Source organism: Halomonas sp. AOP30-A1-24, assembly GCF_052378165.1.
GTDB classification, from domain to species: domain Bacteria; phylum Pseudomonadota; class Gammaproteobacteria; order Pseudomonadales; family Halomonadaceae; genus Vreelandella; species Vreelandella citrativorans.
Genome location: NZ_JBQSXL010000012.1, coordinates 80,727 through 106,319, shown reverse-complemented (window position 1 = coordinate 106,319; position 25,593 = coordinate 80,727). Strand labels below are relative to the sequence as shown.

Genomic DNA, 25,593 nt, shown 5'->3' with positions numbered 1-25,593 from the left:
TACGATCGAAACAGTAAGCTAGTTAAGGAACCTATATCATGAAAAAGACACTTTTAGCGACTGCTATCATCGGTGCCCTGAGCGCCACGGCTGCCGCTCAAGCAGCTACCGTATATGACCAGGACGGCACCAAGCTGGACATCTATGGCCGTATCGGTCTGGGCGTTGAAGGCGGCGGTGTTAAGTACAACAGCAGCGGTGAGCGCATTAACCGCAGCGGTGACTTCGTAAACGTTGGTTCACGTCTTGGTCTGCGCATGAGCCAAGCGATCACTAGCGACATGACTGCATTTGGTCGTCTTGAGTGGCGCTTCAAAGCCAACAGCAAAGAAGACGCTGGCACCGGCTTTGACGAGCTTCGCCAGAGCTACCTGGGTATTCAGAGCCAGCAGTACGGTACCTTCCAAGCGGGTAACTTTGACAGCTTCTACCTGCAGTTCGTTTCCAGCCCGTTCGATGTTTACATCAACAATGGCCTTCACTTCGCTGGTCACGCTAAACAGTCACGTGGCGACTCCATTGGTTACTACACGCCTGACTTAGAAGGTTTCACTGCCTTCCTGCAGCTGAAAAACTACAGCGAGCGTGGTTTGGTTGAAGGTGTATCGCCAGCCGAAGGTGGTACTTCTGAGCAAGGCAATGTTATAGCACCGCAAGGTGGTGTTCGTTATGAGCAAGGCCCTGTTACTGTAGGTCTGGGTTTTGTTGAAGACGTACGCCGTGGCGGTGGTAACGGTAAAATGATGTACGGCCTGATCGGTCAGTACCAGTTCACCGACCAGTTCTCTGCACGCTTAGGCTATGAGAACCGTCAGAATAATAGCGACCAAGGCTACAAAGATAGCATGGGCGTGAATGACGAAAATGGTTATAACACGGTTGGTCTGGGTGCTACCTTCGCTACCGGTCCTTGGGCATTCACGGGTGATTTCTACAACATCAATCGTGACGGCCAGGACAGCAGCAAAGCATGGTCTCTGGGTGGTTACTACAAAGTTTCCAGCGCTATGGATGTATTCCTGGAAGTTAACGATAACGATGCCAAAGCTGGCAACGACAGCACACGTCAGCAGTTTGATAACCTGACTGACGATGCATACTGGCTGACAGGCGTTCGTTACTTCTTCTAAGCCCGGTTTTTAATAACCTTGCTTTTTAAGGGTAACCTGCCTAGCAGACCTAATAGAACCGGCCTCTTTGGAGGCCGGTTTTTTTATACTTTTTAAAAGAGCTCTTATTGGAATATCTCATCTAGTTAAGAAAAGTTTGCACCGTAAGCTTTAGTCCGTTGGAGAGTGAAGAGGTTATCAATAAAGCGGAAATGCAAGTGTCGAACCTTGCTAGCTCGTGGATACGTACTAAAAAAGATACTTGTTCTTAATCTTTGTTAGCATAAGAAAGGTAGATTATGATATTTGTCTCAAACTCGTGAACATAATGCTCGAAAAAAATATGCTATATAAAATATAGTGTTTAATTGCCTGTCGATAACTTTATAAAGAGTACCTATGAGTTTGGTTAAAAATCAGTTGTTAACGACATTTGCTGCGAGGGGGGTAGCTGCGGGCGGCACTTTTTTACTCTCCTATGTACTCGCTACACAAGTAAGCGTTCAGGATTTCGGTTCTTTCATGATATGTTTTTCTATTATGATTGGCTTGCAGGTGTTTGCCAGTATAGGTACTGATAGAGCAACACTGAAATTTATGGGCGTTGCACTTTCAAATAATAGCAGAAACGAAGTGCGTTGGATTTATAAGCAAGCTTTTATTATAAACCTAATAGTTAGTGCTTTATTGGCTATCTTGTTATGGTTCTTAGCACCTATCTTATCCACGTGGTTTTTTTCTAGCCATGATTTGGGTGTGGCAAGTTTAAGAATAACTGCGTTTGTTTCACCTTTGTATACCATTATTTATCTATGTAACTTTATTCTAAAGGGGTGGGGGAGAGCCAATGTTTCATGCTTGTTTGAAATAGGCTGCATCTCAATTGTGCTTAGCCTCATGATTGCCATTTTTACAATGCGATTAGGGGTTGTGCTAAACGTTGTTCATTTAATGTCGATGTTGTCAGTCGTGCTGGCAATATATCTATCAATTGCGGTTGGATTAGTAATAGGCGTTTATAAGAGAAGTGGTCTTCTTTCTACAAATGAAATAACGTTTAATAAAAAATTTTATGGTAGTTTGCCTGATTTTTTATTGGTAGGTGTTATATTTTTTTATACTCAATGGGGGGTAAGCATTGTTCTAGGCCTTTTTGAAACCGAGCGTCAAGTAGCGATATTTAGCCTTGGCTTAAGAGTAGCAATGGTCGTTGGGTTTATTCTAACGGTGTACGACAGTATTTTGGGGCCTCGGTTTTCACGCTTGCATCATGAAAATGACCTACAAGCCCTAAAGTTGCTGGGGCAAAAAAGTGCTCTGCAGATGTTTTGCTTTTCACTTGTACCTTCAATTGTTTTTTTGGTGTGGCCCGAATGGATACTATCCTTTTTTGGTCCTGAATATACTTCAGGTGAAGGTGTATTACGTATTATGGTTGTCGCTCAGTTAGTCAATGTAATGACAGGCTCGGTTGTTTTGTTTCTATTAATGACCGACAATCAGAAAGCAGCAAGAAACATTCTCGTCTATTCAGCGCTGACGGCGGGCGCCGCTTCTGTTATTTTAATTCCAAGGCTAGGTGCGGAGGGTGCCGCATACTCACTTCTCTTATGTTTGGTAATACAAAACTTTTTAGCTGTGTATATTGTTCATAAAAGATTTGGTTTTATTATTATCGATTGGCGTGATGTTTTGAACTTCCGTAGGAAGTGTTAATTATTAACCAGGGATGCGGTGATGATCAAAATAGAAAAGAAATTCCTTTTTAAGCCAGGAGAAAATTACAGCTTTATAAATCCATACTCGCTTGGCGTGGTATGCCAGTCGTTGACAACATCAGAATGTCAGAAGATAAAGTTTCTGGCTGATGGTATTGCAATTGTTATCTATGCTCGATTGTTCAAAAAAAGAGTTATTAAGCGCACTAGTTTTGATGACACATCCTTAGCTCCCATTGTTTTTCAGTATGCTTGTCATAATAATTTATCTATCGCTCTGATCGGAGGAACACAAGAAAATATTCGACAGGCAAAAAGTTTGCTGGAGAATAAATATCCTGGCCTAAGAATACTGTTTTCTGAGTCGGGCTATTTTGCTAATCAGGACGCCTATCAAAGCTGCCTTGATAAGGTCGTATCTGCTGATATCTTGATTGTAGGCATGGGAGCAGGAAAACAAGAACACGTGTTGCTGGATGCTCGTGCAAAGGGATGGCAGGGGACTGGCTTTACCTGTGGTGGTTATCTGGACCAGATCGTGCAAGCACGTGGCGATGAATACTATCCAAGGGTTCTAAATATACTTCATCTTCGTTGGCTTTACCGTCTATTAAAAGAGCCGCGCCGCCTGTCAAAGCGTTACTTTAAAGACTATCCTTATTTTTTAATCAAATTTGGTAATAAAATAGAGTAATTTATGATACCCAAGAAAATTCATTATTGCTGGTTTGGTGGGCGTGAAATGTCCTCATTGTATAAACAATGTGTTGAGACATGGCGCCAAGCTATGCCTGATTTTGAAATCATGGAGTGGAATGAAAGCTCTATCGATAGTACTCACCCCTTTATCGCTTCTTGCTTGAAAAAAAAACAGTGGGCGTTCCTTTCAGACTATATGCGGATGGTAGCGCTGCGTGACCATGGCGGGGTATACCTCGACGTAGATATTGAAGCCGTTAAAAGTGTAGCGCCTCTATTAAAGCATGACTGTTTCCTAGGTTATGAAGATGAGGGTCGGCTCAATACTGCTGTATTGGGAGGTATAGCGGGCCACCATTTTTTCCGTAATGCTATTGAGCTTATTGAAAGCCGGCATCGCAGGAACAAACCTTTCCTTATAGCACCAGAAGTGGCCAATATGTGTGTGGAGAAAGATGCGTCAGGTATTGAGCTGTTACCCTGGCCTTGCTTTTATCCTTATAATCCCTATGCCAAGGCACATGATAGAAAGCAGCTTATGTATAGCTATATAGAAAACAATACTTATTTAATACACCATTGGGGAAAAGGCTGGAAGATGAGCTTTGCAGAAAGACTTAAAAGAAAAATATTTAAGTAGTTGAGCGACTGTGCAAAAGGGTCTGTTTTCAGAAAACTAACTACTCAGGGAATGAGAGTTGAATGAAAAAAATCAATGTAACATTAATGTTTCTGGGAGGCTGGTTTTTTTTAAGCGGCGGAAATATTGATGACAGAATTTTATCATTTTGGCACCAGTATAGTTTGATGCTTATTATATTGGCATACTTTGGCGCTCTAATTTTCGTCAGAGGCATCGTTTTAAGCCCTTGGGTTTTTCTTTTTCCTGCCCTATTTGTCTATATGTTGGTGACTGGTTTTTTTGTTGGCGACGTGGGAACGGAAGTAATCAAGGTCATTGCTTATAGTTTTGTTGTTGTGATGGCTGCTTTTGCTGCTAATAAATTAACATTGCTGGCGTTTCTTGAAACGCTGGTTGTGTCACTTTTTTTATTACTAATAGTCAACATCGCTGTGTCCGCATTTTTACCCCATATTGGGTTAGAGGCTGGAAAGTTTGAAGGTGATTGGAAGGGCATTTACGATCAGAAAAATGCGCTGGGAAGAGTAGGCGCATTGTTGATGGTATCCTCTATGCTACTAATGTTTTATAGCAGGGATCGAGCTATGCAACTGTATTCTCTTTTTGCCTTGGTATCTGCTGTCATTGTCACCTTAAATACTGGGTCACGCACTGGCCTTGCTACAGGAGTGTTAGTTGCTTTAATTACGTTTGCGTTCGGCTTGATATATTATGTGCTTAAAAGCAACTATTTATATAAAAAGGCATTTATAACGATCCTGGCTGCAGAGTTCCTAATAGCTTCTTTACTTGTCGCTATGAATATAGAAGTGATTGATTTGTTTTCAGGGCATGATGGGGTTAGCATTTATGGTAATTTTTTGTCTCTAACGGGACGTCTTACTATTTGGGACTTTGCGCTCACGCATATAAATGGCGTGCATTTTTGGTTTGGTTATGGATTGGATGGCTTTTGGACAAAGGAAAATTTTTACTTGTTTGGCCCGATTCAGGGGATGGGCAATTTTTTTCCAGAAGATGCTCATAACGGCTATATTGATATCGTTGTTCAGGGTGGCTTTTTGGGGGTGGTTTTATATGGGATTATATTTTATTTAGTTATGAAGAAATTCGTAAAGAATGATAGTTTTGGATTTAAAGAAGTGATCGTTTGCTTCGCGTTTTTAATGCTTTTTTTGATCTCAAATATAACTGAATCCTACACAACAAAATCCACTAACATAATTGGTTTTCTAGTTGTGTATATATCAGCCTTTATTTTTTTCAACGATAGCGATGGCAAGAAAATTCACGTTTTCCCTTTTGGGTATGTTAAAAAATATCTTAAATGGAATGGTGAATAAATGGGTGGCGCAACTAATCGGCAAAAAACAGGTATAGCCTTCTCAGGGCGCTTCCCATCACAAGTTATATTTCCAGTGCTTGATATACTGATTATTTTTCTCTGTGGGGTAGGCGTCTATCTTGCGAGATTTGGCACTATCGCTTTGCATGAACGATATGCTCTCGCATTAACATGCATATCGTTAATAGTCTTAATGGTTAATAGCTCAACAGGTAGCTACAAGCGTTGGCGCGTATTTTCCACCATAGATTTACTTAGTAAGCTACTTTTCGTATGGCTAGGAGTAGGTATTTTTGTCACGTCGATTATCTATTTTGCCGATGCATCAGAACGTTACTCTCGGTTATGGGTGGGGTTCACGCTACTGAGCTCCTTTATTCTGGCCGCATGCGCCAGAGTGCTTGTACAACAGGGCTTGCGCAGGCTTCCTCTTCGTGGAGGAAGTCGGCGACCCATATTTTTAGTGGGGCCGGGCCAAAATGTACTTAAAGTCGCTAAGGGAATGCGGGCAGCCGCTTGGGAAGGACACTCTATCGTGGGTGTAGAGCGTTTTCATACAACGTTAACCCCTAGTGACGATCAGCTGAAAAACATATCGGCCAGGATAGGCCGCTCTGGCGCCGCTGAAATATGGATTTGTGCTCCGTTGGAGATGGGCGAAACAGTACATGCTCTGTTTTATGCGCTAAGGAACCATACCGAAGATATTCGACTAATTCCTGACTTTAAAGATATGCGTTTGCTGAATCATCGTACTAGCGAAATGGCTGGGCACTTGGTGATTGACCTGAGTGTATCGCCCATAAACGGCATGGCACGTTTTTCTAAACGTGCTGAGGACATTGTGTTGGGCACACTCATTACGCTTCTGATTTTGCCGGTATGCGCCGTCATCGCCGTGATCATTAAAATGACATCGCCAGGGCCTGTCTTGTTTAAGCAGTACAGAACTGGCTCAAGCGGTAAAGTTTTTAAAGTATATAAATTTCGCTCAATGAAGGTTCATAAAGAGAAGCAGGGGGCCGTGACCCAAGCGACCAAGGGAGACAGCCGCCTTACGCCGATAGGTGCTTTTCTACGCAAAACCTCATTGGATGAATTACCGCAATTTTATAACGTATTACAAGGAAGAATGTCGATAGTTGGGCCACGACCACATGCACTCGCCCATAATGAGTATTACAAAGAGCTTGTCGAATCCTATATGCGGCGCCATAAGGTAAAACCCGGTATTACGGGCTGGGCGCAGGTCAATGGATTAAGAGGGGAAACCGATACATTGGAAAAAATGCAAAGACGCGTCGAGCACGACTTATGGTATATCGATAACTGGTCCATCTGGCTGGATTTAAAAATTATCTGTATGACGATTTTTAAGGGATTCAAGCATAAAAATGCGTATTAATGAGATGTTGTGATGATGTTGTTAACGGGCGGTACAGGTTATATCGGCTCTCATATCGCAGTAGAACTGCTTCATGCTGGCATTGATGTGATTATTGTCGATAACCTTTGTAACAGTAAACACAGTGTTATCGAGCGTATAGAGACGATTACACGGCGCTCGGTTTCATTTTACGAGGGCGATATCCGCGATACTGCTTTTTTGGCTTCTGTCTTTGCTGAAAATTCGATTGATGCGGTGATTCATTGTGCAGGCTTAAAGGCAGTGGGAGAAAGTGTCCGCACGCCTTTGGCTTATTATGAAGTCAACGTTTATGGCACGATATGTTTGTGCCAGGCCATGCAACAAGCCAACGTCAAGAAGCTGATTTTTAGCTCATCAGCAACCGTATATGGAACCGAGTCAGAGGTTCCTTACCTGGAGAGTATGCCAAGAGGTGTCGCGGCAAGCCCATACGGCGTTTCCAAGGGAATGGTTGAAACAGTGCTTGAAGATTTGCACACAAGCGACCCAGATTGGTCTGTCGTTCTGCTGCGCTATTTTAATCCTATTGGAGCACACCCTACAGGGCTTATTGGTGAGTCTCCCCAAGGGGCGCCTAATAATTTGATGCCCTATATCAGCCAAGTAGCAGCGGGAGCGCTTCCACACGTCATGATTTTTGGCAATGACTACCCAACCCCGGACGGCACCTGCATGCGTGACTATCTGCACGTTGTCGACCTCGCCAAGGGGCATCGTGCTGCATTATGCGTATTGGAGGCGCCAGGAGTGAATTACTACAATTTGGGTACTGGGTGTGGAACCTCGGTACTCAATATGGTGCAGAGCTTTATAGAGGTAACGGGGGTCAATATTCCTTATCAATTTGCGCCACGACGCCAAGGCGATCTTGCTGCTTTTTGGGCCAATGCTGCTAAAGCCGAGAAGGAGTTATCCTGGCACGCCGAAAAATCACTCGATGAGATGTTGTTAGATACATGGCGCTGGCAGCAATACGCGATGGTTAACCATGCCTGAACCTAAATGAGCAGATTCTCTCCCGTGAAAGTCCGTGGGCATATTGTAAGACTGCTAGCCTAAAAGTGGCACAGGGTGCTTGGGAAGCACGCATGCTTTTCTTGGACAGGTTTTAACTGTGGTAGCATTCACGCTCTTTCTGCTGCCGTTTATAGCAGCGCTTATCGAAGGGTACTTGTCTTGAAGCCTGCAATGAATATGCACGACCCCGATACGCCTCGCTCGTTTTCTGTGATGCTAACGGATGCCGCTGTTTTCCTACTGGTCAGTATTGCACTCATTATTCCCAGCGGTTACTCACTAGGTGCCGCTGTTTTAATGCTAGCGGGTCTTTACTTATTGTTGCGTTGGCGCCTCCCAACGCTTGCTCGAGAAGACTGGCTGATTGTGGCGGTGTTATGCGCTTATGCACTAGTAGGTATGGCCGAAGCGTTATGGGATGGACAAGGCAGTAGCGGAATCGATAAGCCTGTACGCTTTATATTGGCTGTGCCTGCACTATGGTGGGTGCTACGCTACCCGCCCCATTTAAGTGTTGTGTGGGCCGGTATTGCGTTGGGAGGAATAAGCGCAGGAAGCTGGGCAAGTTGGCAAAAACTGGCCGAAGGTATTGATAGAGCGCAAGGATTCACGCACGTTATTCAGTTCGGTAATTTAAGTATGCTGTTAGGCGTGCTCTGCCTGGCGGGGCTGGGGTGGGCGCATGTCCAGCGCCAGCACCGTATGCTATGGATAACGCTGCTCTTTGCTGGTTTTTTAGGCGGTGTGCTTGGGTCGCTTTTTTCTGGTAGCCGTGGCGGCTGGGTAGGTTTTCCCATTGTTTTACTTATACTCTATCGCGCTTACGGAAGTTTCTTTGCTACCAGCATGAAGCTTGCCATCGTTGGCGCTGTTATAGCAGCGGGCCTGGTTGTTTACTTGATTCCTCAAACAGGTGTTCAGGATAGGGTGCACTACACCTTTTACGATCTCAATAATTATATAAGTGGTGAGAACCGTACTAATTCGTTAGGTGCTCGCTTTGAAATGTGGCGGGGCGCCAGTCATTTAATAATGGAAAAACCACTCACAGGGTGGGGCACGCAAGGCTACGTACAGGCAATGCAGGCACTGGGCGAACAAGGGGTTATTGACCAGCAGGTCACCCAGTATGGGCACGCGCATAATGAGTTTATAGACGCGTTTGCAAAGCGAGGCGTACTTGGTTTGGCCGTGCTGTTAGCGCTTTATCTAGTACCCATGCGCTTATTCGCCAAACAAATAAATGCAAAAAATTTAGCGACGCGTGCGGTTGCAACGGCGGGCGTGCTGCTACCGGTTACCTTTATGGACTTTGGATTATCGCAAGCATTTTTAACGCACAACAGCGGCGTAATGATGTACGCGTTCTTGCTGGCTGTGCTCTGGGGGATCTACGCTAATCAAACGAAAATGGCCCGTCAGGCACCAGTATCGTAACCGGGGTTCTTGCCACTATTACAAAGTGTGCTGGGTACAAGCCTGCGCCTAGCCTCCCAGTTTTATCTATGTGTCGTTGCTAAAGAGCCTACATGCCAAAATATTTGGCTTAAAGCGCAGACTCATGCATAACGGTGAATCATTAAATTGGCCTTTTGTGAAGAAACTATGTCTACGAAAACTTTTTTAATAACAGGCGGCGCGGGCTTTATTGGCTCGGCGGTTGTGCGAGCACTTATCAAAAAGACCGAACACACGGTCGTCAATATCGATGCGTTAACCTATGCCGGTAATTTAGAGTCGCTTGCTGATGTTGAAGGCAGCGAGCGCTACGCTTTTGAGCAGGCCGATATTGGTGATGCATCGCGTATGGCGGCTATTGTTGAGCGCTACCAGCCGGATGTGGTGATGCACTTGGCGGCAGAGTCGCACGTAGACCGCTCTATAGATGGCCCTGCGGCGTTTATTCAAACCAACATTGTGGGCACTTACACGCTGTTGGAAGCGGCTCGCCATTACTGGAAAGGCTTGCAAACAAGCGCGCCAGAAAAAGCCTCGGCGTTTCGCTTTCATCATATCTCGACCGATGAAGTGTATGGCGATTTGGAAGGCCCGGAAGACCTCTTCAGCGAAGAAACCCCGTATGCACCCAGCTCACCCTATTCCGCCAGCAAGGCAAGCTCGGACCACTTGGTGCGTGCTTGGCACCGTACCTACGGCCTGCCGGTACTGGTAACCAACTGCTCCAATAACTACGGGCCGTACCACTTCCCTGAAAAACTGATCCCGTTGATGATTTTAAACGCCCTGGCGGGCAAGCCGTTGCCGGTATATGGCAATGGCCAGCAGGTGCGTGATTGGCTGTACGTAGAAGACCACGCCCGTGCGTTGGTAAAGGTCGCGACCGAGGGCGTGGTAGGCGAAACCTACAACATCGGTGGCCATAACGAAAAGGCGAATCTTGAGGTGGTCGAAACCTTGTGTGATTTACTGCAGGAACTGGTGCCCGCTGAGCGTAGCTACCGCGATTTAATCACCTTCGTACAAGACCGCCCAGGCCACGACCTGCGCTACGCGATTGATGCCAGCAAAATCGAACGCGAACTTGGCTGGCGCCCGGAAGAAACCTTTGAAACCGGGCTGCGGAAAACCGTGCAGTGGTACCTTGATAACCGCGCATGGTGGCAGCGCGTGCAGGACGGCAGCTATCAAGGCGAGCGGTTGGGGAGTTTGTAACCCCGCTCACGGATCACTGTGACCTATAGGGTTTGGGTATGAATATTTTCGTTACCGGCGGCAATGGCCAAGTCGGGTTTGAACTCCAGCGCCAGTTGGCAACGTTGGGTAATGTGTTGGCACCCGGCAGAGCGGCGCTGGACCTTTCCGATGCCAATGCAGTTGCGGCGTACTTGGCAACGCATCAGCCCGATGTAGTGATCAATGCGGCGGCTTATACGGCGGTGGATAACGCTGAATCTGACCAGGCAATGGCTGGGCGCCTGAATGCGGCGCTGCCCGCTCAGTTGGCTGAATACTGCCAGCAGCAATCCAAATGGCTGATCCATTACTCTTCTGATTACGTATACACCGGCCAAGGCAGTGCGCCCTGGCAAGAGAGTGACACCACCGGGCCGTGCAACGTCTATGGCGCGACCAAGCTTGCCGGTGATGAAGCGGTGATGAATAGTAGCTGCCAGCACCTGATCTTTCGTACCAGTTGGGTCTACAGTGCCTTTGGCAAAAGCTTTTTAGCCACCATGCTGCGCTTGGGAGCAGAGCGTTCGGCGTTAAGCATTATTAATGACCAGGTGGGCGCGCCGACGCCAGCGCGTTTGATCGCGCTGATAACGCAGCAGGCGCTAACGAGATTGCTAAGCGAAGGTGCCACCTTGGCCAGCGGGGTGTATCATTTGGCACCACGTGGCGAGACCAGTTGGCATGGCTTTGCCTGTGAGATTTTTAAGGCGGCAAAGCAGTGCGATTTACCGTTGGTCATTACGCCGGACGGCGTTTCGGCTATTCCAACCACGGATTACCCGACGCCCGCTGCGCGCCCGCTGAACTCGCGGCTATCCGTTGATAAACTTGAAAAAGCGCTATCAGTACAGCTGCCGGATTGGCAAAGCCAATTGGCACTGACAGTGGAAGAAATAGCCCGCTCGCGTTAACCGCGCAGCCATAAGCAAGGAGCAAAAAGCGATGCAACGTAAAGGTATTATTTTGGCAGGAGGCAGCGGTACGCGCTTGCATCCCATTACACGCGGTGTTTCAAAGCAGCTACTGCCTATTTATGACAAGCCAATGATTTACTATCCCATTTCGGTGCTTATGTTGGCCGGGATCCGGGAAATTCTGATTATCTCTACACCTGAGGATCTTTCTCAGTACGAAAACCTGCTGGGCGATGGCAGCGCGTTCGGCGTACGTTTTGAGTACGCGGTGCAGCCAAGCCCGGATGGCCTGGCGCAAGCGTTTTTGATCGGTGAAGATTTTATTGGTGATGCGCCGGTCTGTTTGGTGCTGGGCGATAATATCTTTCATGGACAGCACTTTTCGGACCAGTTGAAACGAGCTTCTGAGCAGCAAAGCGGCGCCACGGTGTTTGGCTATTTAGTGAAAGACCCCGAGCGCTTTGGCGTGGTCGAGTTTAACGATGATGGCAAGGCGGTTTCCATTGAGGAAAAGCCTGCTACGCCGAAGTCTCCCTATGCCGTTACCGGCCTCTACTTCTACGACAACGATGTGGTGGACATTGCCCGCCAGGTGAAGCCTTCAGAGCGTGGCGAACTGGAAATTACCAGCATCAATAACGCGTATCTTGAGCGTGGTGATCTGCGTGTTGAACGCCTGGGGCGCGGCTTTGCATGGTTGGATACCGGCACCCACGATAGCCTGCTGGAAGCTAGCCAGTACGTGCAAACCATCGAGCATCGCCAAGGCCTGAAAGTAGCTTGCCTGGAAGAGATCGCTTGGCAGCAAGGCTGGTTGAGTGATGCTCAACTGCGAGAGAGCGCGAATGCACTGTCTAAAACCGGCTATGGTCAATACCTGTTGACGCGGCTGGATGCCAAAGGGGGCCTGTAATGCAGATTGAAGAGACCTCGCTACCCGGCGTGGTAGCGTTAACGCCCAAGGTGTTTGGTGACGAACGCGGCTTCTTTATGGAAAGCTTTAATCAGAAGGCGTTTGAAGAGGCCACAGGCTGCACACGTGAATTTGTGCAGGATAACCACTCGCGCTCCCGTCAGGGTGTACTGCGTGGCATCCATTACCAGTTAGAGCAGCCACAGGGCAAGTTGGTACGCGTGGTGCAAGGCTCTGTGTGGGATGTAGCGGTCGATTTGCGTAAACACTCGGCTCACTTCGGCCAATGGGTGGGGGTTGAACTTTCGGCTGAAAACAGCCGACAGCTGTGGGTGCCAGAAGGCTTTGGTCATGCGTTTGTAGTGCTTTCCGAAACGGCTGATTTTTTGTACAAGACCACGGACTATTACCACCCGGCGTCAGAGCGCTGTATCCGCTTTGATGATCCGGAATTGGCGATCCAGTGGCCAGCCTTGCCGGTGGAGTTTGCACTGTCAGAGAAAGATCAGGCAGGCAGCGCGTTTAAAACGGCCGAGGTATATGGGTAGTTGCATTAAAGTGGCTGGGCATCGCATAACGTCGCCCTGGTAGTCAGTGCGGCGTTTATATGTCGTGTGTTGTGCTTGGCATTACAGGGCGTTATTTGCTGAAATGTTGATGAACCCTGGTATTGGCGGGCCAGCATAAATGCCCAGCTAGCAAATACTCTCAAGTGTAGAGACAAACCCACTAATCCCTTACAATGCTGGTGCGTTTGGGTAGTACAAGCTATCAAATTTTATCCGCACAGCGTTGGGCAAGGGAATGCGCCCGTTACAATCCCCGGGCGGTAGCGTGCCTTTTCTGGAAATTATTATGCCAAAGACCTCATTTTTAGTAGTTCGACCGGCTCGCATGCTGCTAGCCGTGTTAAGTATGGCCGTAATAAGTGGGTGCGCTACGAGCTACCCCTCTGGCAGCGCCTCCCAGCAGCAGCGCTATGTCCTTAATGATGACTCCGCAAAGCCCATTCTTGATGAACGTGTGAACGGTTTTCTGGACCAAACACCGGCTGGTGGCGTTATCAGCGTGGCTAACAGCCCGTGGGGCGACAATGTTGAAATTGTCGCCGACGAATCCTACCTGGCAGCCAGTGGGCGTGAATGCCGTCGCTTACAAGTGATTGGCATGAGTGGCGAAGCTCGCCGCGCACTGGTATGCAAAGCATCGTCAGAAGAGTGGGTAAACCAGCGAGTCATAACGCAAACGGCAGAAGGGCGCCTTTAATGAATCTCTTTGAAGCATGCAAGCGCGCTTGCCTATCGAAAGCGCTGACTACCGTTTCACTCGCCTGTTTGGTTGTGTTCAGTGCGTCTGCCTCCGCCCAGATTCTCAGTCTGCCGGACGACACCCTTTCAGGCCAACGCAGCAGCAATCAGGCATCATCGTCTCAAGGGCAGCAAGGGGTAGAGCAGCAAGGCCAGGTAGATGATATGCCCCGCGCCGATTGGCGCAGTGGCACTTATGGCCCCATTGCCACACCGCCCCGCGACCCGGATGCACTGCCCCCCTTTGGATATAACCTCTTCACTGGTGGCTTTCGCGGCGCCATGGGCGATGGCCTGAACGCTGATTACCGCATTAAGCCAGGCGACCAGGTCACCGTGCGCGCCTGGGGTGCGTTCGAGTTGGACCGTGTGCTGCCGGTTGACGCCCAAGGCAACATCTTCATCCCCGGTTCCGGCCCCTTAAATGTAGAAGGTCAGAGTAGCCAGCAGGTCGATAACAGCGTTCGCCAAGCGATTACCTCGGTATACCCTGACAACGTTGAGGTTTACACCAACCTGCAAGGCGTCCAGCCCGTTGCTGTTTATGTAACAGGTTATGTGCAAAACCCCGGACGTTATGCCGGTACGCCCGATGACTCGCTGCTCTACTTTCTTGACCAGGCAGGCGGGATCGAACAAGACCTCGGCAGCTATCGCCAAGTGCGCGTAATGCGCAACGATCGCCTGGTTGCAACGGTGGACCTCTACGACTTTTTGCTTAACGGCACCATTGCACGCCCGCAATTCCAGGACGGTGACACTATCGTTGTAGAAGAGCGCGGCCCGGCGATTGCGGTTACTGGAGACGTGCACCGCGAGATGCGCTATGAGCTGACCAGTAACACGCTTAGCGGTGCCGAGCTTTTAAACCTGGCGCGATTGCGAAGCGGCGTATCCAACGTACTGCTGCGTGGTCATCGTACCGATGGTCCTATCGCCCACTATTTCCCCGTCGCCCTGTTTGCTGGCCAAACCATTCGCAGTGGCGATGAAGTCACCTTCACCGCCGACCAGCGCAGTGAAACTATCGTGGTTGAAATAGAAGGCAGCTACTTCGGGCCTTCGCTCTACGCCTTGCCGCGCAATGCTCGCCTAAGTGAACTGCTTGATGCCATTGCCGTGCCACAAGGGCTGACCGCCGTTGAAAGCGTTTCCCTGCGCCGTGAAAGCGTCAAGGAGCAGCAGGAACAGGCGCTGGAAGACAGCCTACGCCGCCTGGAAACCACCTACCTGGGCGCCACCTCACGCACCGACGAAGAAGCCCAAATTCGCCTGCGTGAAGCCGAACTGATTGAACGCTTTATTGAACGCGCAAGCGACCTGGAACCCAGTGGCCGCCTGGTAGTCGCGCAAGGCGGCAAGATTTCAGATATCCGCCTGCAAGACGGCGATGTCATTACCATTCCTGAAATCAGCGATTCGGTTCTGATCAGCGGTGAAATCGTGGTGCCCCAGGCCGTGGTGTATCGCCCCGGTCTAAGCGTGATCGACTACGTCAACGGCGCCGGTGGCTTTACCGAGCGTGCCGATGAGAGCCAGATTCTACTAGTGCGCCAAAACGGTGCTGTGGAACACGCGCGTAATTCACCGCTACGCCCGGGTGATGAAATCCTCGTAATGCCCAAGGCGCCGGTACACAACTTGCAGCTGGCTTCTACGCTAACGCAGATCCTCTTCCAGATCGCCGTGACCACTCGCGTAGCGCTGGACCTGTAATGAGCGGTTGGTGAGTCGCTAAGGGGCCTCGTAGCGTGCGGTAACGAGCGCAGCGAGGCACCCGCGAAAGGCAGCGCCCGCACATGCAGAAATTCATGACAAGCAACATGCACTTAAAGGCGGCAACCCGTCATGGCTGATACACAAGCAACACGCCGAAGCGCCCGCACGCCCTGGCAAGTGACCCGCAGCGTGTGGTACGCCATGTTCATGCGTGAAGCTATTTCACGCACCATGGCCGACCGCATGGGCTGGTTCTGGATGCTCTTTGAACCGGTTGCCATGGTAGGGATCATGGTGGCCATTCGCAGCTTTATCCGTGGTGATAGCCTAGTCGTTAACGCACCATTTATCCCTTGGCTGATTACCGGCTTAATGGGTTTTTTTTTAGTGCGTGAAGGCATGATACGAGGCATGGGTGCCATTAATGCAAATAAGGCGCTGTTTGCCTACCGTCAAGTGCAGCCTGTGGACCCGGTACTTTCGCGTAATTTTCTTGAAGGGATGCTACGCACCTTTATCTTCCTGATTTTTATGGTAGGCGGGCTAATGCTCGACCAGGAAATGTACCCGGATAATGCTGTTCGCGCGATGGCCGCCTGGTTCTCGCTCTGGTGTTTAGGCTTGGGGCTGGGGTTAGTTACTTCTGTTTCCGCAACGTTAGTGCCTGAGGTAGGGCGCGTCATCAGCATGATTTCTTTGCCGCTGCTGATTATTTCCGGCGTCATTCTACCGTTGAATAGCTTGCCGCACTGGCTGCTTGAATACCTGATGCTAAATCCTATACCTCACGGGTTAGAGACACTGCGATTGGGCTTTTTTGAGCACTACCATGTGGTGCCTGGCACCAGCATGCTCTATTTCTGGCTATTTACGTTTTCGCTTATTGCGCTAGGGCTTCTTATGCACCTGCGCTTTATTGACCGTTTAAAGGCAAGCTAATTCATGCAATCGTCTCTTCGTCGCTTTGGCACGCAATACCCCCAGTGGGCTATCGCCCTCATCGCAATCGTTTTGGTCTCCTTCTACTGGTTTATTTGGGCACAAGCCCGCTATGTATCCAATGCAACCGTGGTGCTTGAAAGCCCCCAAGTAGCAACGCCTGAAATAAGCTTTGCCTCGTTAATGGGCGGAGGCGGTGGTGGCAATACGCACGACCTACTGCTACTGCGCGAATATCTGCTTTCAACCGATATGTTGCGTCAGATGGACACAGCGCTAGGCTTTCGTGAACACTACAGCGAACACGGGGATATTTTTGCCCGGTTGCGCGACCCCGATGCGCCCATTGAAGAGCTACATAAGTATTACCTGCGCCGTGTCAATGTTGAACTTGATGAATACGCAGGCGTGCTCAATATCAGCTCACAAGCATTTACCCCCGAATTTGCGCACGATATGACCGAACTGCTTCTAAAAGCGGGTGAGGACCACATGAACGCCATGGGGCATCGCTTGGCAGACGAGCAGGTATTATTCCTGGAACAGCAACTGGTTCGCTTGGAAGAGCGTTTTCGAGCAACCCGCGCGGAGCTACTGGACTTTCAAAACGAGTATGGCCTCGTTTCACCCACAGCCACCGTTGAAGGCCTGAACCAGGTAGTCGCCACGCTGGAAGGTGACCTTGCCCGCCTACAAGCCCAGCGCGATGCCCTGGCCAGTTTCCAAAGCTCGCAATCTGCTGAACTACGCCAGGTAGAGCGCAATATTACGGCACTAAGAGACCAGATCAGCGAACAGAGCGAACGCCTCGCCCAAGCCGCAGGTGGCGCACTCAACCGCGTTTCCGCCGAGTACGAAACACTCGAACTCCAGGCCCAGTTTGCCCAGGAAACCTACTCAAGCGCGCTAGCCGCCCTGGAAAACACCCGCTTGGAAGCCGCCCGCCAGCTCAAACAGGTAAGCGTACTGCAAAGCCCGCTATACCCCGAGTACCCAACCGAACCCAGGCGGCTATACAACAGCACCGTATTCGCCATCATCACCATTTTCCTCGCCTTCATCCTCAGCATGATCATCATGATCGTAAAAGATCACCGAGACTGATAACGGTGAACGGTGAACGGTGAACGGTGCAAGGGTGAAAACCAACCCTGTAGCGCGCGGTAACGCCTTGCGAGGAACGAGCAAAAGGCACCCGCGAAAGGCGGCGGAACGACGCCCCGGATGTGCCCCAATGCCCAACCCCGGCACCGCTTCGCGGTGCTCCCGCGGGTGCGCTTCGCTTACCACGCGCTACACGTTATCTAACGCTTTGATTATTCAAACGTAGCGCGCGGTAACGCTTTGCGAGGAACGAGCAAAAAGGCACCCGCGAATGGCGGCGGAACGACGCCCCGGATGCGCCCCAATGCCCAACCCCGGCACCGCTTCGCGCTGCTCTCGCGCCGGGCCGCCGCTGCGGGTGCGCTGCGCTTACCACGCGCTACAAGTTATCTAACGCCTTGATTATTCAAATGTAGCGCGCGGTAACGCTTTGCGAGGCACGAGCAAAAGGCACCCGCGAAAGGCGGCGGAACGACGCCCCGGATGCGCCTCAAGGCCCAACCCCGGCACCGCTTCGCGGCGCTCCCGCGGGTGCGCTGCGCTTACCACGCGCTACGAAATATCTATCCGGTTGTGTAGCGCGCGGTAACGCTTTGCGAGGAACGAGCAAAAGGCACCCGCGAAAGGCGGCGGAACGACGCCCCGGATGCGCCACGAATGCCCAACCCGGGCATTACCGAAAATACACGCATCGTGGCACGGGCCAAAATATACACGCTGACTTGGACCGACTAACGCAAATCTCCAAGTAGTACATTGTGTACATAAGGCAACGAACTGTGGGTAAAGACAATGGATAGGGTATACGCCTTCCCGGAAGGGGCTAAGCACTTTCATTGTTTTAACGATGATAATGATATAAAGCAGCATCCGGACTACATAACTGCGAAAGCTGGTAACCCTGATGCTGCGTTACAGCTTGTAGAGGAGTTGGCTCTTGAGTTTCTAGCGTCGCTCAATGGTGAGTTTCCTGAGGATGCTATTTTTGTTTCTCCTTATGCCAAGGAAGCCGCTGGTGATAATGCGATACCACTAATGCTTTCACTTTTATGTGCTGAAGTGTGTGGGGGTACCAGTGAGACAGACATTGTCCAGCTGCAAAGAGTGTTTCATACCGGCGCAGACCCTATGGAAAGGCTAATCTCAAGGCCCTCATTTGAAGGAACTGTGGAGCAGGGTGGAAAATATGTGCTTGTCGATGACGTGACCAGCATGGGGAGCACATTGGCAGAGTTGGCTAATTACCTGTTAATGAACGGCGGAAACGCAATTGGGTCTATACTGCTGGTAAATGCTGGTCGATCAACAAATTTTCGCGCAGTAAAAAAGCATATCCAATTATTGGAGGAGCGCTTTGGTGATGACATCAAAAATATCTTCGGAATACAAACCTCAGCCCTCACCGCCAACGAAGCAAGTTATCTCGTCGGCTTTAGAACCGCTGACGAGATCCGAAATCGATGCGTTAAGGCAGAAAAAGAAACAACTAAGCGGTTATTATCAAAAAATTATTCAAGCTAGGGTCGCTAGTGGGCGCTAAGCGCGCTAGTAGATGTTAGGCACACCTTCGAGTAGCGCGCGGTAACGTTTGCGAGGCACGAGCAAAATGCACCCGCGAAAGGCGGCGGAACGACGCCCCGAATGTGCACCCATGCCCAATCCGGCACCGCTTCGCGCTGCTCCTGCGGGTGCGCTGCGCTTACCACGCGCTACGAAATATCTACCCGGTTGTGTAGCGCGCGGTAACGCTTTGCGAGGCACGAGCAAAAAGGCACCCGCGAATGGCGGCGGAGACGCCCCGGATGCGCCTCCATGCCCAACCCCGGCACCGCTTCGCGCTGCTCCCGCGGGTGCGCTTCGCTTACCACGCGCTACGAAATATCTACCCGGTTGTGTAGCGCGTGGTAACGCTTTGCGAGGCACGAGCAAAAGGCACCCGCGAAAGGCGGCGGAACGACGCCCGGATGCGCCACCAATCACTACCTGGCTTCGGTGAAGCCTCTAAGAACACCTAAAAAGGCGCCTCATGCTCGATATTATTCATCACGGTGGCGCAACCGGCGTTACCGGCAGTTGCCACCAGCTCATACTGAATAGCGAACACTCACTACTCATCGACTGCGGCCTCTTTCAAGGCGAAGACGCGGAAGAAGACAGCTTCGAACAGCTACAAATCGAATTCGACATCAGCACCGTTCAGGCATTAATCATCACCCACGTACATATTGACCACGTAGGGCGGCTACCGTACCTACTGGCCGCCGGGTTTAAAGGCCCCATCATCTGCTCAGAGCCTTCTGCCAAACTACTCCCGCTGGTGATTGAAGATGCGCTTAAAATCGGCTTCACCCGCAACGCCCAACTGATCAACCGCTTTCAGGAACAGTTAAAACAGCAGATTGTAAGCGTGCCCTATGGCAAGTGGCACCGCGTTGCTCACAATACTATCGGCACCGCACGCATAAAACTTAAGCGGGCAGGGCATATTCTCGGTTCCTGCTACGTGGAAGTAGCCTATCAAGCCGTTGAAGCTAATGAAAAAGAGCGCATCGTTTTCTCCGGCGACCTGGGCGCACCTCACGCGCCGCTGCTGCCCGCGCCTACATCACCCCACGGCTGCGACCAGTTAGTGCTGGAAAGCACCTACGGCAACCGCACCCACCCGGACCGCCGTCAGCGCCGCGCCGTTTTAAGAAAAGCGATAGAACAAGCGCTATCTAACGGCGGCACGGTCATGGTGCCCGCCTTCAGCATTGGCCGCACGCAAGAACTGCTTTACGAACTGGAAGGCATTATTCATGAAGCCAAAAACAGCCAGTGGAGCAAGCTCGAAATTATCGTCGATTCACCGCTGGCCGCCCGCTTTACCAAGGTATACCGCGAGCTAAAACCCTACTGGGATGATGAAGCCCAAAAGCGGCTAAAAGGGGGCCGCCATCCACTCAACTTTGCCAGCCTCTACACCGTAGAAAGCCACACCGAACACGAGCAAACGGTTGAATATTTAGCAAAAACCGGCAGGCCCGCCGTGGTGATAGCCGCCAGCGGCATGTGTGCCGGTGGGCGCATTATGAACTACCTAAAAGCCATGCTAGGCGATGCCCGCCACCAAGTGCTGTTTGTAGGCTACCAGGGCGCAGGCACTCCTGGCCGCACCATACAGCAATACGGCCAAGGCGGCTGGGTAGAAATCGACGGCCAGCGTATCGACATTAACGCAGGCGTTACCTCCATCAGCGGCTACTCCGCCCACGCCGACCAAAACGACCTGCTAAACTTTGTAAAGCGCATGCGCCGCTGGCCCCACACCATCCGTTTGGTACACGGTGACCAAAACGCCCGCGCAGTGTTGAAAAGCAAGCTAGAAGCAATGTACGAACGAAAGGGCAGGGAAGTGAGAGTTACCAGTTCTTAGTAGCGCGTGGTAACGAATCTCGCGAGGAACGAGCGAATGAGGCACCCGCGGAAGGCGTCGGCACGACGCCCTGATTTCGCCATCGTGCTCATCTTCAGCACTACTTCAGATGCTCTTAGGATGTCTTCTCCCCCCAACACAATCATTGCACTCTGTTTTGAATTACCATCGGTTACCAACACCAAATGATTGAAATCAAAAACCTCTACAAGCGCTACCACAACCACCACGGCAGCGATTGGGTATTAAAAGATATAAACTTGACGATCCCTACCGGGGTAAGCGTAGGGCTAATTGGCGCCAACGGCGCGGGCAAGTCAACGCTATTGCGCCTAATCGCCGGTATGGACACGCCCGAACGCGGTGAAGTTATTCGCCGCAGCCGCGTTTCCTGGCCGGTTGGGCTTTCAGGCGGTATGCAAAGCAATATGACAGGCCGCCAAAACGCCAAGTTTGTGGCCCGCGTGCAGGGCAGCAGCCCAAAAGAAGTACAGCGCGTCATTCAGTTTGTCGAAGACTTTGCCGAGATTGGCCCCGCGTTCGATGAACCGATCCGCACCTACTCATCCGGCATGAAATCCCGCATCTCGTTTGGGTTATCATTTGCGTTCGATTTTGATGTGTATATTTCCGATGAAGCCACCGCCGTTGGCGACCGCGCCTTTAAAGACAAAGCCAAAAAGCTCTTTCAATCGAAAGTGGGTCAGGCCTCACTCATTATGGTGTCCCACTCGGAAGGCATCCTGAAAGACCTGTGCCAGGCAGGCCTATACCTTAAAAACGGCAGCGCCTACTGGTACGAAGATATCAACGAAGCGATTGCCGTGTACCACGCCGATGCTGATGCCAAGAAAAAGGCGGGCGAAAGCGTATTACCTAACGATGTGATTGGCGCAAGGCATCACCTGGCGGAGTGCCATCAAATTTTAAAAGGCGCGCAAGAAACGCTAAAAGAGCTGCAAGAAGAGAGCGCACCCGCCGAACAAATCAAGGCCGCAAGGCAAGAAGTTAATACGGCAGGGGCTGTAGCCAAAGAGGCACGGATACATCTGGACACGCTTATCGAAACGCAGAGCCAAACTAAATAAGCGGTTTACATAAGTAGTCATTGAGTAGTTGCTGGTCAGATACAGAGAGAAATATGGCAGGTTTCGATCAGTCAGCCCTGTCAGATGTGTCCAGTAGTGTTAGCCACTATTTCCAGCCCTTGTTTACCAGGCTGCAAAAATCGCTTAACGAGGAACTGAACGGCAAAACGATTGCCGTATAGGGCTAGCCTTCAAGCCGAATAGAGGATACGCGCGAAGCCCACAGCCGCGTATTAATAGGCGCGCTGTGGAAAGCCGATGCCAAGGTAAGCGCATTGTGACCCTATGGCAATGAAAGCAGCGTCGCGATTTTATGGCGATCGTGAAAATTGAAGGTTGTGTGATCGAATGGAAGGCACACTTCTTGGTGTAGGTACATTAGTAATATGTACCAGTGGAAACAGTTGAGAACCATAGCCTTAAAGTGGGTTTCCGCTTACCTAAAAGACGGTGAGGTTGTCGATGGGTGTAACCTGTATCACCCGGAAGACGCAAAAGCAGTTAATTTGCGCTATATCTCGGTAGGTCGTATTTAAATGGATGATGTTGGAGGGGTGCAGTGACAGCACATGAAGCAGTGCAAGTTATTGAGCGGTCAGCGCTATTTAATGCCGAGTGGTATACAGAGCGTTACCCAGATGTAAAAGCCGCCAATATGAACCCGGCCGAACACTTTTATAAGTACGGGTGGAAAATGATGCGCGATCCGTCCAATCAGTTTTCTACAGCTTCCTATTTAGCTGAATATGGAGATATCAAAAAGGATGGAATGAATCCTCTCCTGCATTATCTCCGTTTTGGTGAAAAAGAAGGCCGTGCTATTTTCTCTAGTAAAGAGGTAGCGGGCAACCATGGTCTAGCAGTACTTAATAATAAAAATGTGCCAAGCACTGGCGGTACGTTGACTGATTCAAACAGTCATAAAATTGAAAAGCAGCTAGAAAACACACAGGCGCTACTTGAACACTATTTTAATCGGTGTCAAGAGCTTGAGTATCAATCAATGGATAAACAGTAAGCATTCGAAAGGAATCGAAATGAAAGTTCTCACGGTATTTGGCACACGCCCTGAAGCGATTAAAATGGCCCCCCTAGCGATTCAGTTAGCAGGCGATAAACGCTTTGAGGCAAAAGTATGTGTCACGGCACAGCATCGTGAAATGCTGGATCAAGTGTTGGATCTATTTGAGCTAACGCCAGAATATGACCTGAATATCATGAAGCCAGGCCAAGACTTGAACGATGTAACCTGCGGCATTCTGCAAGGCCTGAAACCCGTACTGGAAGAGTTCAAACCTGACATTGTGCTGGTACATGGCGATACAGCCACCACGTTTGCCACCACGCTTGCCTGCTATTATCAACAAATCCCGGTAGGACACGTTGAAGCTGGGCTGCGTACCGGCAATTTGTACTCGCCTTGGCCTGAAGAGGGTAACCGCAAATTGACAGGTGCGCTGGCTGCGGTTCACTTCGCCCCCACCAATACCTCCATGCAAAACCTGCTGGCCGAAGGTATTGACCCAGCAACGATCCATGTAACTGGCAATACGGTGATCGATGCGCTTCTGGATGTCGTTGAAAAACTGAAAAGTAACGAGGCCTTAACCACTGAGCTTGCTGCTCTCTTCCCCATGTTGGATAGCAGTAAGCGGTTAGTATTGGTGACAGGCCACCGCCGCGAGAGCTTTGGTGGCGGGTTCGAGCGCATTTGCCAGGCGCTTGCCGAAACGGCAAAAGCCCATTCAGATGTACAAATTCTTTATCCAATGCACCTGAATCCCAACGTGCGCGAGCCGGTTAATCGCCTACTGACGGATGTTAATAACGTCCACCTGATCGAACCTCAAGACTACCTGCCTTTCGTTTACCTAATGAACCGCGCCTCTATTATTTTGACGGACTCCGGTGGTATTCAAGAAGAAGCCCCCTCGTTAGGTAAGCCAGTGTTGGTAATGCGTGATACTACTGAACGGCCAGAAGCGCTTGAAGCAGGAACGGTAAAATTGGTCGGCACGGATGTAACCCGGATAACAGAAGCGCTGAATACGCTACTCACTGATGAGCAGGCCTACAACGCCATGAGTTACGCCCATAACCCCTATGGCGACGGCAAAGCCTGCCAACGCATCCGCGATGCCCTCGCAAACGCTTAATTATCGTGTAGACAGCTCGGCGCAAAGCGGTTTCCGGTATTAGTTTCCTATTTAAGAGTAAACATACATCATGCAATTCGACACTATCTCCATGATTGGCTTGGGCTACATCGGCCTACCCACTGCCGCTGTTTTTGCCTCACGCAAACAAAGCGTTATAGGTGTAGATGTAAACCAGCACGCTGTAGATACCATTAACAGTGGTGAAATTCACATTGTTGAGCCTGAACTGGACATCATCGTTCATGCCGCAGTCACAGAAGGCTATTTACGCGCGACCACCACCCCCGAACCTGCTGATGCGTTCATGGTGGCGGTACCCACGCCATTCCACACCGATGAGAATGGACAGAACCATAAAGCCGACCTTAGCTACATTGAAGCGGCGGCAAAGTCCCTAGCCGCTGTTTTAGTACCCGGCAATCTGGTAGTGCTTGAATCCACCAGCCCCATTGGCGCCACTGAGCAAATGGCCGAGTGGCTGGCTGAGGCACGGCCCGACCTCACTTTTCCGCAGACCCATGGCGAAGCTTCCGACATTCGCATTGCGCACTGCCCCGAGCGTGTACTGCCTGGCCACGTGATTCGTGAACTGGTTGAAAACGACCGCGTGATTGGCGGCATGACACCCAAGTGCGCTGACGTAGCCTGCAAGCTTTACAAATTAGTCGTAGAGGGCGAGTGCGTAACCACTACCGCCCGCACCGCTGAAATGGCGAAACTCACCGAAAACAGCTTCCGTGATGTGAACATTGCGTTTGCCAACGAGCTTTCGACTATCTGCCACGAGTTAGATATCAATGTATGGGAATTGATTGCGCTAGCTAACCGCCACCCCCGGGTTAACATTCTTACCCCAGGGGCAGGTGTAGGTGGCCACTGCATAGCGGTAGACCCCTGGTTTATTGTGGACTCATGCCCGGAGCAAGCCAAAATCATACGTGCTGCTCGTGAAGTGAATGACGCCAAGCCGCAATGGGTACTAAGCCGTGTGAAAGAAGGGCTTGAGTACTACCATCAGCAACACCCGGATGCCAAACGTAGTGATCTTACCGTTGCCTGCTTGGGCGTTTCCTTTAAGCCAGATATCGATGACTTGCGCGAAAGCCCAGCGTTGAATATTACCCAACAGGTTGCCCAGTTAGGTTGCCGCCTGCAGGTGGTGGAGCCGAACATAGACGTATTACCCCAAGGCCTGCAGCACGCCAACGTAGAGTTAAAGACACTGGAAGAAGCGCTAACCCAAGCGGATGTAGTGTGTGTACTGGTTAAGCATAAGTCGTTCATTGAGCAAGCGGATAGCGTGCGCGCTAAAGAGACCGTTATTGATGCGGTTGGCCTGCTTGGTTGAATAGTAAGTACGCGCTCACTCAGCGCCTCTTAT

The 25,593-nt window shown here is 50.3% G+C and carries 23 protein-coding genes; all 23 read left to right on the top strand.

The genetic code is table 11. From position 1 onward, the window contains the following. Positions 1-38: 38 nt before the first annotated feature. The 23 genes from ACT3TJ_RS08950 (at position 39) to wecC (ending at position 25,560) form a co-directional block, all read left to right on the top strand. Positions 39-1,130 carry a porin gene (locus tag ACT3TJ_RS08950; RefSeq protein ID WP_444665645.1) on the top strand — a complete coding sequence of 364 codons (1,092 nt, stop codon included), beginning with the start codon at positions 39-41 and terminating at the stop codon, positions 1,128-1,130. 378 nt (positions 1,131-1,508) lie between these two features. Beyond that, positions 1,509-2,825: a polysaccharide biosynthesis C-terminal domain-containing protein gene (locus tag ACT3TJ_RS08945; protein ID WP_193057432.1), complete on the top strand. Its 1,317-nt coding sequence runs from the start codon at positions 1,509-1,511 to the stop codon at positions 2,823-2,825. 21 nt (positions 2,826-2,846) lie between these two features. Beyond that, positions 2,847-3,521 (top strand): WecB/TagA/CpsF family glycosyltransferase, encoded by a 675-nt coding sequence (locus ACT3TJ_RS08940; protein WP_193057433.1) that lies wholly within the window; start codon positions 2,847-2,849, stop codon positions 3,519-3,521. 3 nt (positions 3,522-3,524) lie between these two features. Continuing rightward, positions 3,525-4,166 (top strand): glycosyltransferase family 32 protein, encoded by a 642-nt coding sequence (locus ACT3TJ_RS08935; protein WP_193053739.1) that lies wholly within the window; start codon positions 3,525-3,527, stop codon positions 4,164-4,166. A 62-nt stretch (positions 4,167-4,228) separates the two neighbouring features. Further along, complete coding sequence (locus ACT3TJ_RS08930; RefSeq protein WP_444665643.1) at positions 4,229-5,512, top strand: O-antigen ligase family protein; 1,284 nt, start codon at positions 4,229-4,231, stop codon at positions 5,510-5,512. Beyond that, complete coding sequence (locus tag ACT3TJ_RS08925; RefSeq protein ID WP_193056202.1) at positions 5,513-6,919, top strand: undecaprenyl-phosphate glucose phosphotransferase; 1,407 nt, start codon at positions 5,513-5,515, stop codon at positions 6,917-6,919. A 12-nt stretch (positions 6,920-6,931) separates the two neighbouring features. After that, positions 6,932-7,939: a UDP-glucose 4-epimerase GalE gene (gene galE / locus ACT3TJ_RS08920; RefSeq protein ID WP_226911976.1), complete on the top strand. Its 1,008-nt coding sequence runs from the start codon at positions 6,932-6,934 to the stop codon at positions 7,937-7,939. 192 nt (positions 7,940-8,131) lie between these two features. After that, complete coding sequence (locus ACT3TJ_RS08915; protein ID WP_226911977.1) at positions 8,132-9,397, top strand: O-antigen ligase family protein; 1,266 nt, start codon at positions 8,132-8,134, stop codon at positions 9,395-9,397. A gap of 168 nt (positions 9,398-9,565) precedes the next feature. Beyond that, positions 9,566-10,633, top strand: a complete 1,068-nt coding sequence (gene rfbB, locus ACT3TJ_RS08910) for a dTDP-glucose 4,6-dehydratase (RefSeq protein ID WP_193056204.1) — start codon at positions 9,566-9,568, stop codon at positions 10,631-10,633. Positions 10,634-10,671: 38 nt separating this feature from the next. Next, positions 10,672-11,565 carry a dTDP-4-dehydrorhamnose reductase gene (rfbD, locus tag ACT3TJ_RS08905; protein WP_193056205.1) on the top strand — a complete coding sequence of 298 codons (894 nt, stop codon included), beginning with the start codon at positions 10,672-10,674 and terminating at the stop codon, positions 11,563-11,565. Positions 11,566-11,596: 31 nt separating this feature from the next. Continuing rightward, the gene (gene rfbA / locus ACT3TJ_RS08900; protein ID WP_193056206.1) at positions 11,597-12,481 is read left to right on the top strand and encodes a glucose-1-phosphate thymidylyltransferase RfbA; all 885 of its coding nucleotides are present in this window, start codon (positions 11,597-11,599) and stop codon (positions 12,479-12,481) included. Beyond that, positions 12,481-13,029, top strand: coding sequence for a dTDP-4-dehydrorhamnose 3,5-epimerase (gene rfbC, locus ACT3TJ_RS08895; RefSeq protein WP_193056207.1), 549 nt, complete (start codon positions 12,481-12,483; stop codon positions 13,027-13,029). Before rfbA ends, rfbC begins: the two co-directional genes overlap by 1 nt. Positions 13,030-13,336: 307 nt before the next feature. Continuing rightward, positions 13,337-13,747, top strand: a complete 411-nt coding sequence (locus tag ACT3TJ_RS08890; protein WP_193056208.1) for a DVU3141 family protein — start codon at positions 13,337-13,339, stop codon at positions 13,745-13,747. Next, complete coding sequence (locus ACT3TJ_RS08885; protein ID WP_193056209.1) at positions 13,747-15,504, top strand: polysaccharide biosynthesis/export family protein; 1,758 nt, start codon at positions 13,747-13,749, stop codon at positions 15,502-15,504. Before ACT3TJ_RS08890 ends, ACT3TJ_RS08885 begins: the two co-directional genes overlap by 1 nt. 132 nt (positions 15,505-15,636) lie before the next feature. Further along, complete coding sequence (locus ACT3TJ_RS08880; protein ID WP_444665641.1) at positions 15,637-16,446, top strand: ABC transporter permease; 810 nt, start codon at positions 15,637-15,639, stop codon at positions 16,444-16,446. 3 nt (positions 16,447-16,449) lie between these two features. Then, positions 16,450-17,550: a chain-length determining protein gene (locus tag ACT3TJ_RS08875; RefSeq protein ID WP_193056211.1), complete on the top strand. Its 1,101-nt coding sequence runs from the start codon at positions 16,450-16,452 to the stop codon at positions 17,548-17,550. Between the two features lie 792 nt (positions 17,551-18,342). Next, entirely contained in the window at positions 18,343-19,071 is a 729-nt protein-coding gene (locus ACT3TJ_RS08870) for a phosphoribosyltransferase (protein WP_193056212.1), read from the top strand. A gap of 505 nt (positions 19,072-19,576) precedes the next feature. Next, a complete protein-coding gene (locus ACT3TJ_RS08865; RefSeq protein ID WP_444665639.1) occupies positions 19,577-20,965 on the top strand; it encodes an MBL fold metallo-hydrolase RNA specificity domain-containing protein in 1,389 nt (462 codons plus the stop codon). Positions 20,966-21,150: 185 nt separating this feature from the next. Beyond that, positions 21,151-22,053 (top strand): ABC transporter ATP-binding protein, encoded by a 903-nt coding sequence (locus ACT3TJ_RS08860; protein WP_444665637.1) that lies wholly within the window; start codon positions 21,151-21,153, stop codon positions 22,051-22,053. Between the two features lie 53 nt (positions 22,054-22,106). Beyond that, on the top strand, positions 22,107-22,235 hold the full coding sequence (locus tag ACT3TJ_RS08855; RefSeq protein ID WP_444665635.1) for a hypothetical protein: 129 nt from the start codon (positions 22,107-22,109) through the stop codon (positions 22,233-22,235). A gap of 377 nt (positions 22,236-22,612) precedes the next feature. Further along, complete coding sequence (locus ACT3TJ_RS08850; RefSeq protein ID WP_444665634.1) at positions 22,613-23,071, top strand: hypothetical protein; 459 nt, start codon at positions 22,613-22,615, stop codon at positions 23,069-23,071. A gap of 19 nt (positions 23,072-23,090) precedes the next feature. After that, a complete protein-coding gene (wecB, locus tag ACT3TJ_RS08845; protein WP_444665632.1) occupies positions 23,091-24,209 on the top strand; it encodes a non-hydrolyzing UDP-N-acetylglucosamine 2-epimerase in 1,119 nt (372 codons plus the stop codon). Positions 24,210-24,279: 70 nt separating this feature from the next. Further along, positions 24,280-25,560, top strand: a complete 1,281-nt coding sequence (gene wecC, locus ACT3TJ_RS08840; protein WP_444665630.1) for a UDP-N-acetyl-D-mannosamine dehydrogenase — start codon at positions 24,280-24,282, stop codon at positions 25,558-25,560. Positions 25,561-25,593: the final 33 nt, after the last annotated feature.

What these genes read in the sequence shown, in the direction of transcription:
- ACT3TJ_RS08950 (WP_444665645.1), top strand. Translation starts at nt 39, where the DNA reads ATGAAAAAGACACTTTTAGCGACTGCTATCATCGGTGCCCTGAGCGCC.
- wecB (WP_444665632.1), top strand. Translation starts at nt 23,091, where the DNA reads ATGAAAGTTCTCACGGTATTTGGCACACGCCCTGAAGCGATTAAAATG.
- ACT3TJ_RS08915 (WP_226911977.1), top strand. Translation starts at nt 8,132, where the DNA reads ATGAATATGCACGACCCCGATACGCCTCGCTCGTTTTCTGTGATGCTA.
- ACT3TJ_RS08880 (WP_444665641.1), top strand. Translation starts at nt 15,637, where the DNA reads ATGGCTGATACACAAGCAACACGCCGAAGCGCCCGCACGCCCTGGCAA.
- ACT3TJ_RS08865 (WP_444665639.1), top strand. Translation starts at nt 19,577, where the DNA reads ATGCTCGATATTATTCATCACGGTGGCGCAACCGGCGTTACCGGCAGT.
- ACT3TJ_RS08925 (WP_193056202.1), top strand. Translation starts at nt 5,513, where the DNA reads ATGGGTGGCGCAACTAATCGGCAAAAAACAGGTATAGCCTTCTCAGGG.
- ACT3TJ_RS08935 (WP_193053739.1), top strand. Translation starts at nt 3,525, where the DNA reads ATGATACCCAAGAAAATTCATTATTGCTGGTTTGGTGGGCGTGAAATG.
- rfbD (WP_193056205.1), top strand. Translation starts at nt 10,672, where the DNA reads ATGAATATTTTCGTTACCGGCGGCAATGGCCAAGTCGGGTTTGAACTC.
- ACT3TJ_RS08885 (WP_193056209.1), top strand. Translation starts at nt 13,747, where the DNA reads ATGAATCTCTTTGAAGCATGCAAGCGCGCTTGCCTATCGAAAGCGCTG.
- rfbA (WP_193056206.1), top strand. Translation starts at nt 11,597, where the DNA reads ATGCAACGTAAAGGTATTATTTTGGCAGGAGGCAGCGGTACGCGCTTG.
- rfbC (WP_193056207.1), top strand. Translation starts at nt 12,481, where the DNA reads ATGCAGATTGAAGAGACCTCGCTACCCGGCGTGGTAGCGTTAACGCCC.
- wecC (WP_444665630.1), top strand. Translation starts at nt 24,280, where the DNA reads ATGCAATTCGACACTATCTCCATGATTGGCTTGGGCTACATCGGCCTA.
- rfbB (WP_193056204.1), top strand. Translation starts at nt 9,566, where the DNA reads ATGTCTACGAAAACTTTTTTAATAACAGGCGGCGCGGGCTTTATTGGC.
- galE (WP_226911976.1), top strand. Translation starts at nt 6,932, where the DNA reads ATGATGTTGTTAACGGGCGGTACAGGTTATATCGGCTCTCATATCGCA.
- ACT3TJ_RS08940 (WP_193057433.1), top strand. Translation starts at nt 2,847, where the DNA reads ATGATCAAAATAGAAAAGAAATTCCTTTTTAAGCCAGGAGAAAATTAC.
- ACT3TJ_RS08930 (WP_444665643.1), top strand. Translation starts at nt 4,229, where the DNA reads ATGAAAAAAATCAATGTAACATTAATGTTTCTGGGAGGCTGGTTTTTT.
- ACT3TJ_RS08855 (WP_444665635.1), top strand. Translation starts at nt 22,107, where the DNA reads ATGGCAGGTTTCGATCAGTCAGCCCTGTCAGATGTGTCCAGTAGTGTT.
- ACT3TJ_RS08875 (WP_193056211.1), top strand. Translation starts at nt 16,450, where the DNA reads ATGCAATCGTCTCTTCGTCGCTTTGGCACGCAATACCCCCAGTGGGCT.
- ACT3TJ_RS08860 (WP_444665637.1), top strand. Translation starts at nt 21,151, where the DNA reads ATGATTGAAATCAAAAACCTCTACAAGCGCTACCACAACCACCACGGC.
- ACT3TJ_RS08945 (WP_193057432.1), top strand. Translation starts at nt 1,509, where the DNA reads ATGAGTTTGGTTAAAAATCAGTTGTTAACGACATTTGCTGCGAGGGGG.
- ACT3TJ_RS08870 (WP_193056212.1), top strand. Translation starts at nt 18,343, where the DNA reads ATGGATAGGGTATACGCCTTCCCGGAAGGGGCTAAGCACTTTCATTGT.
- ACT3TJ_RS08890 (WP_193056208.1), top strand. Translation starts at nt 13,337, where the DNA reads ATGCCAAAGACCTCATTTTTAGTAGTTCGACCGGCTCGCATGCTGCTA.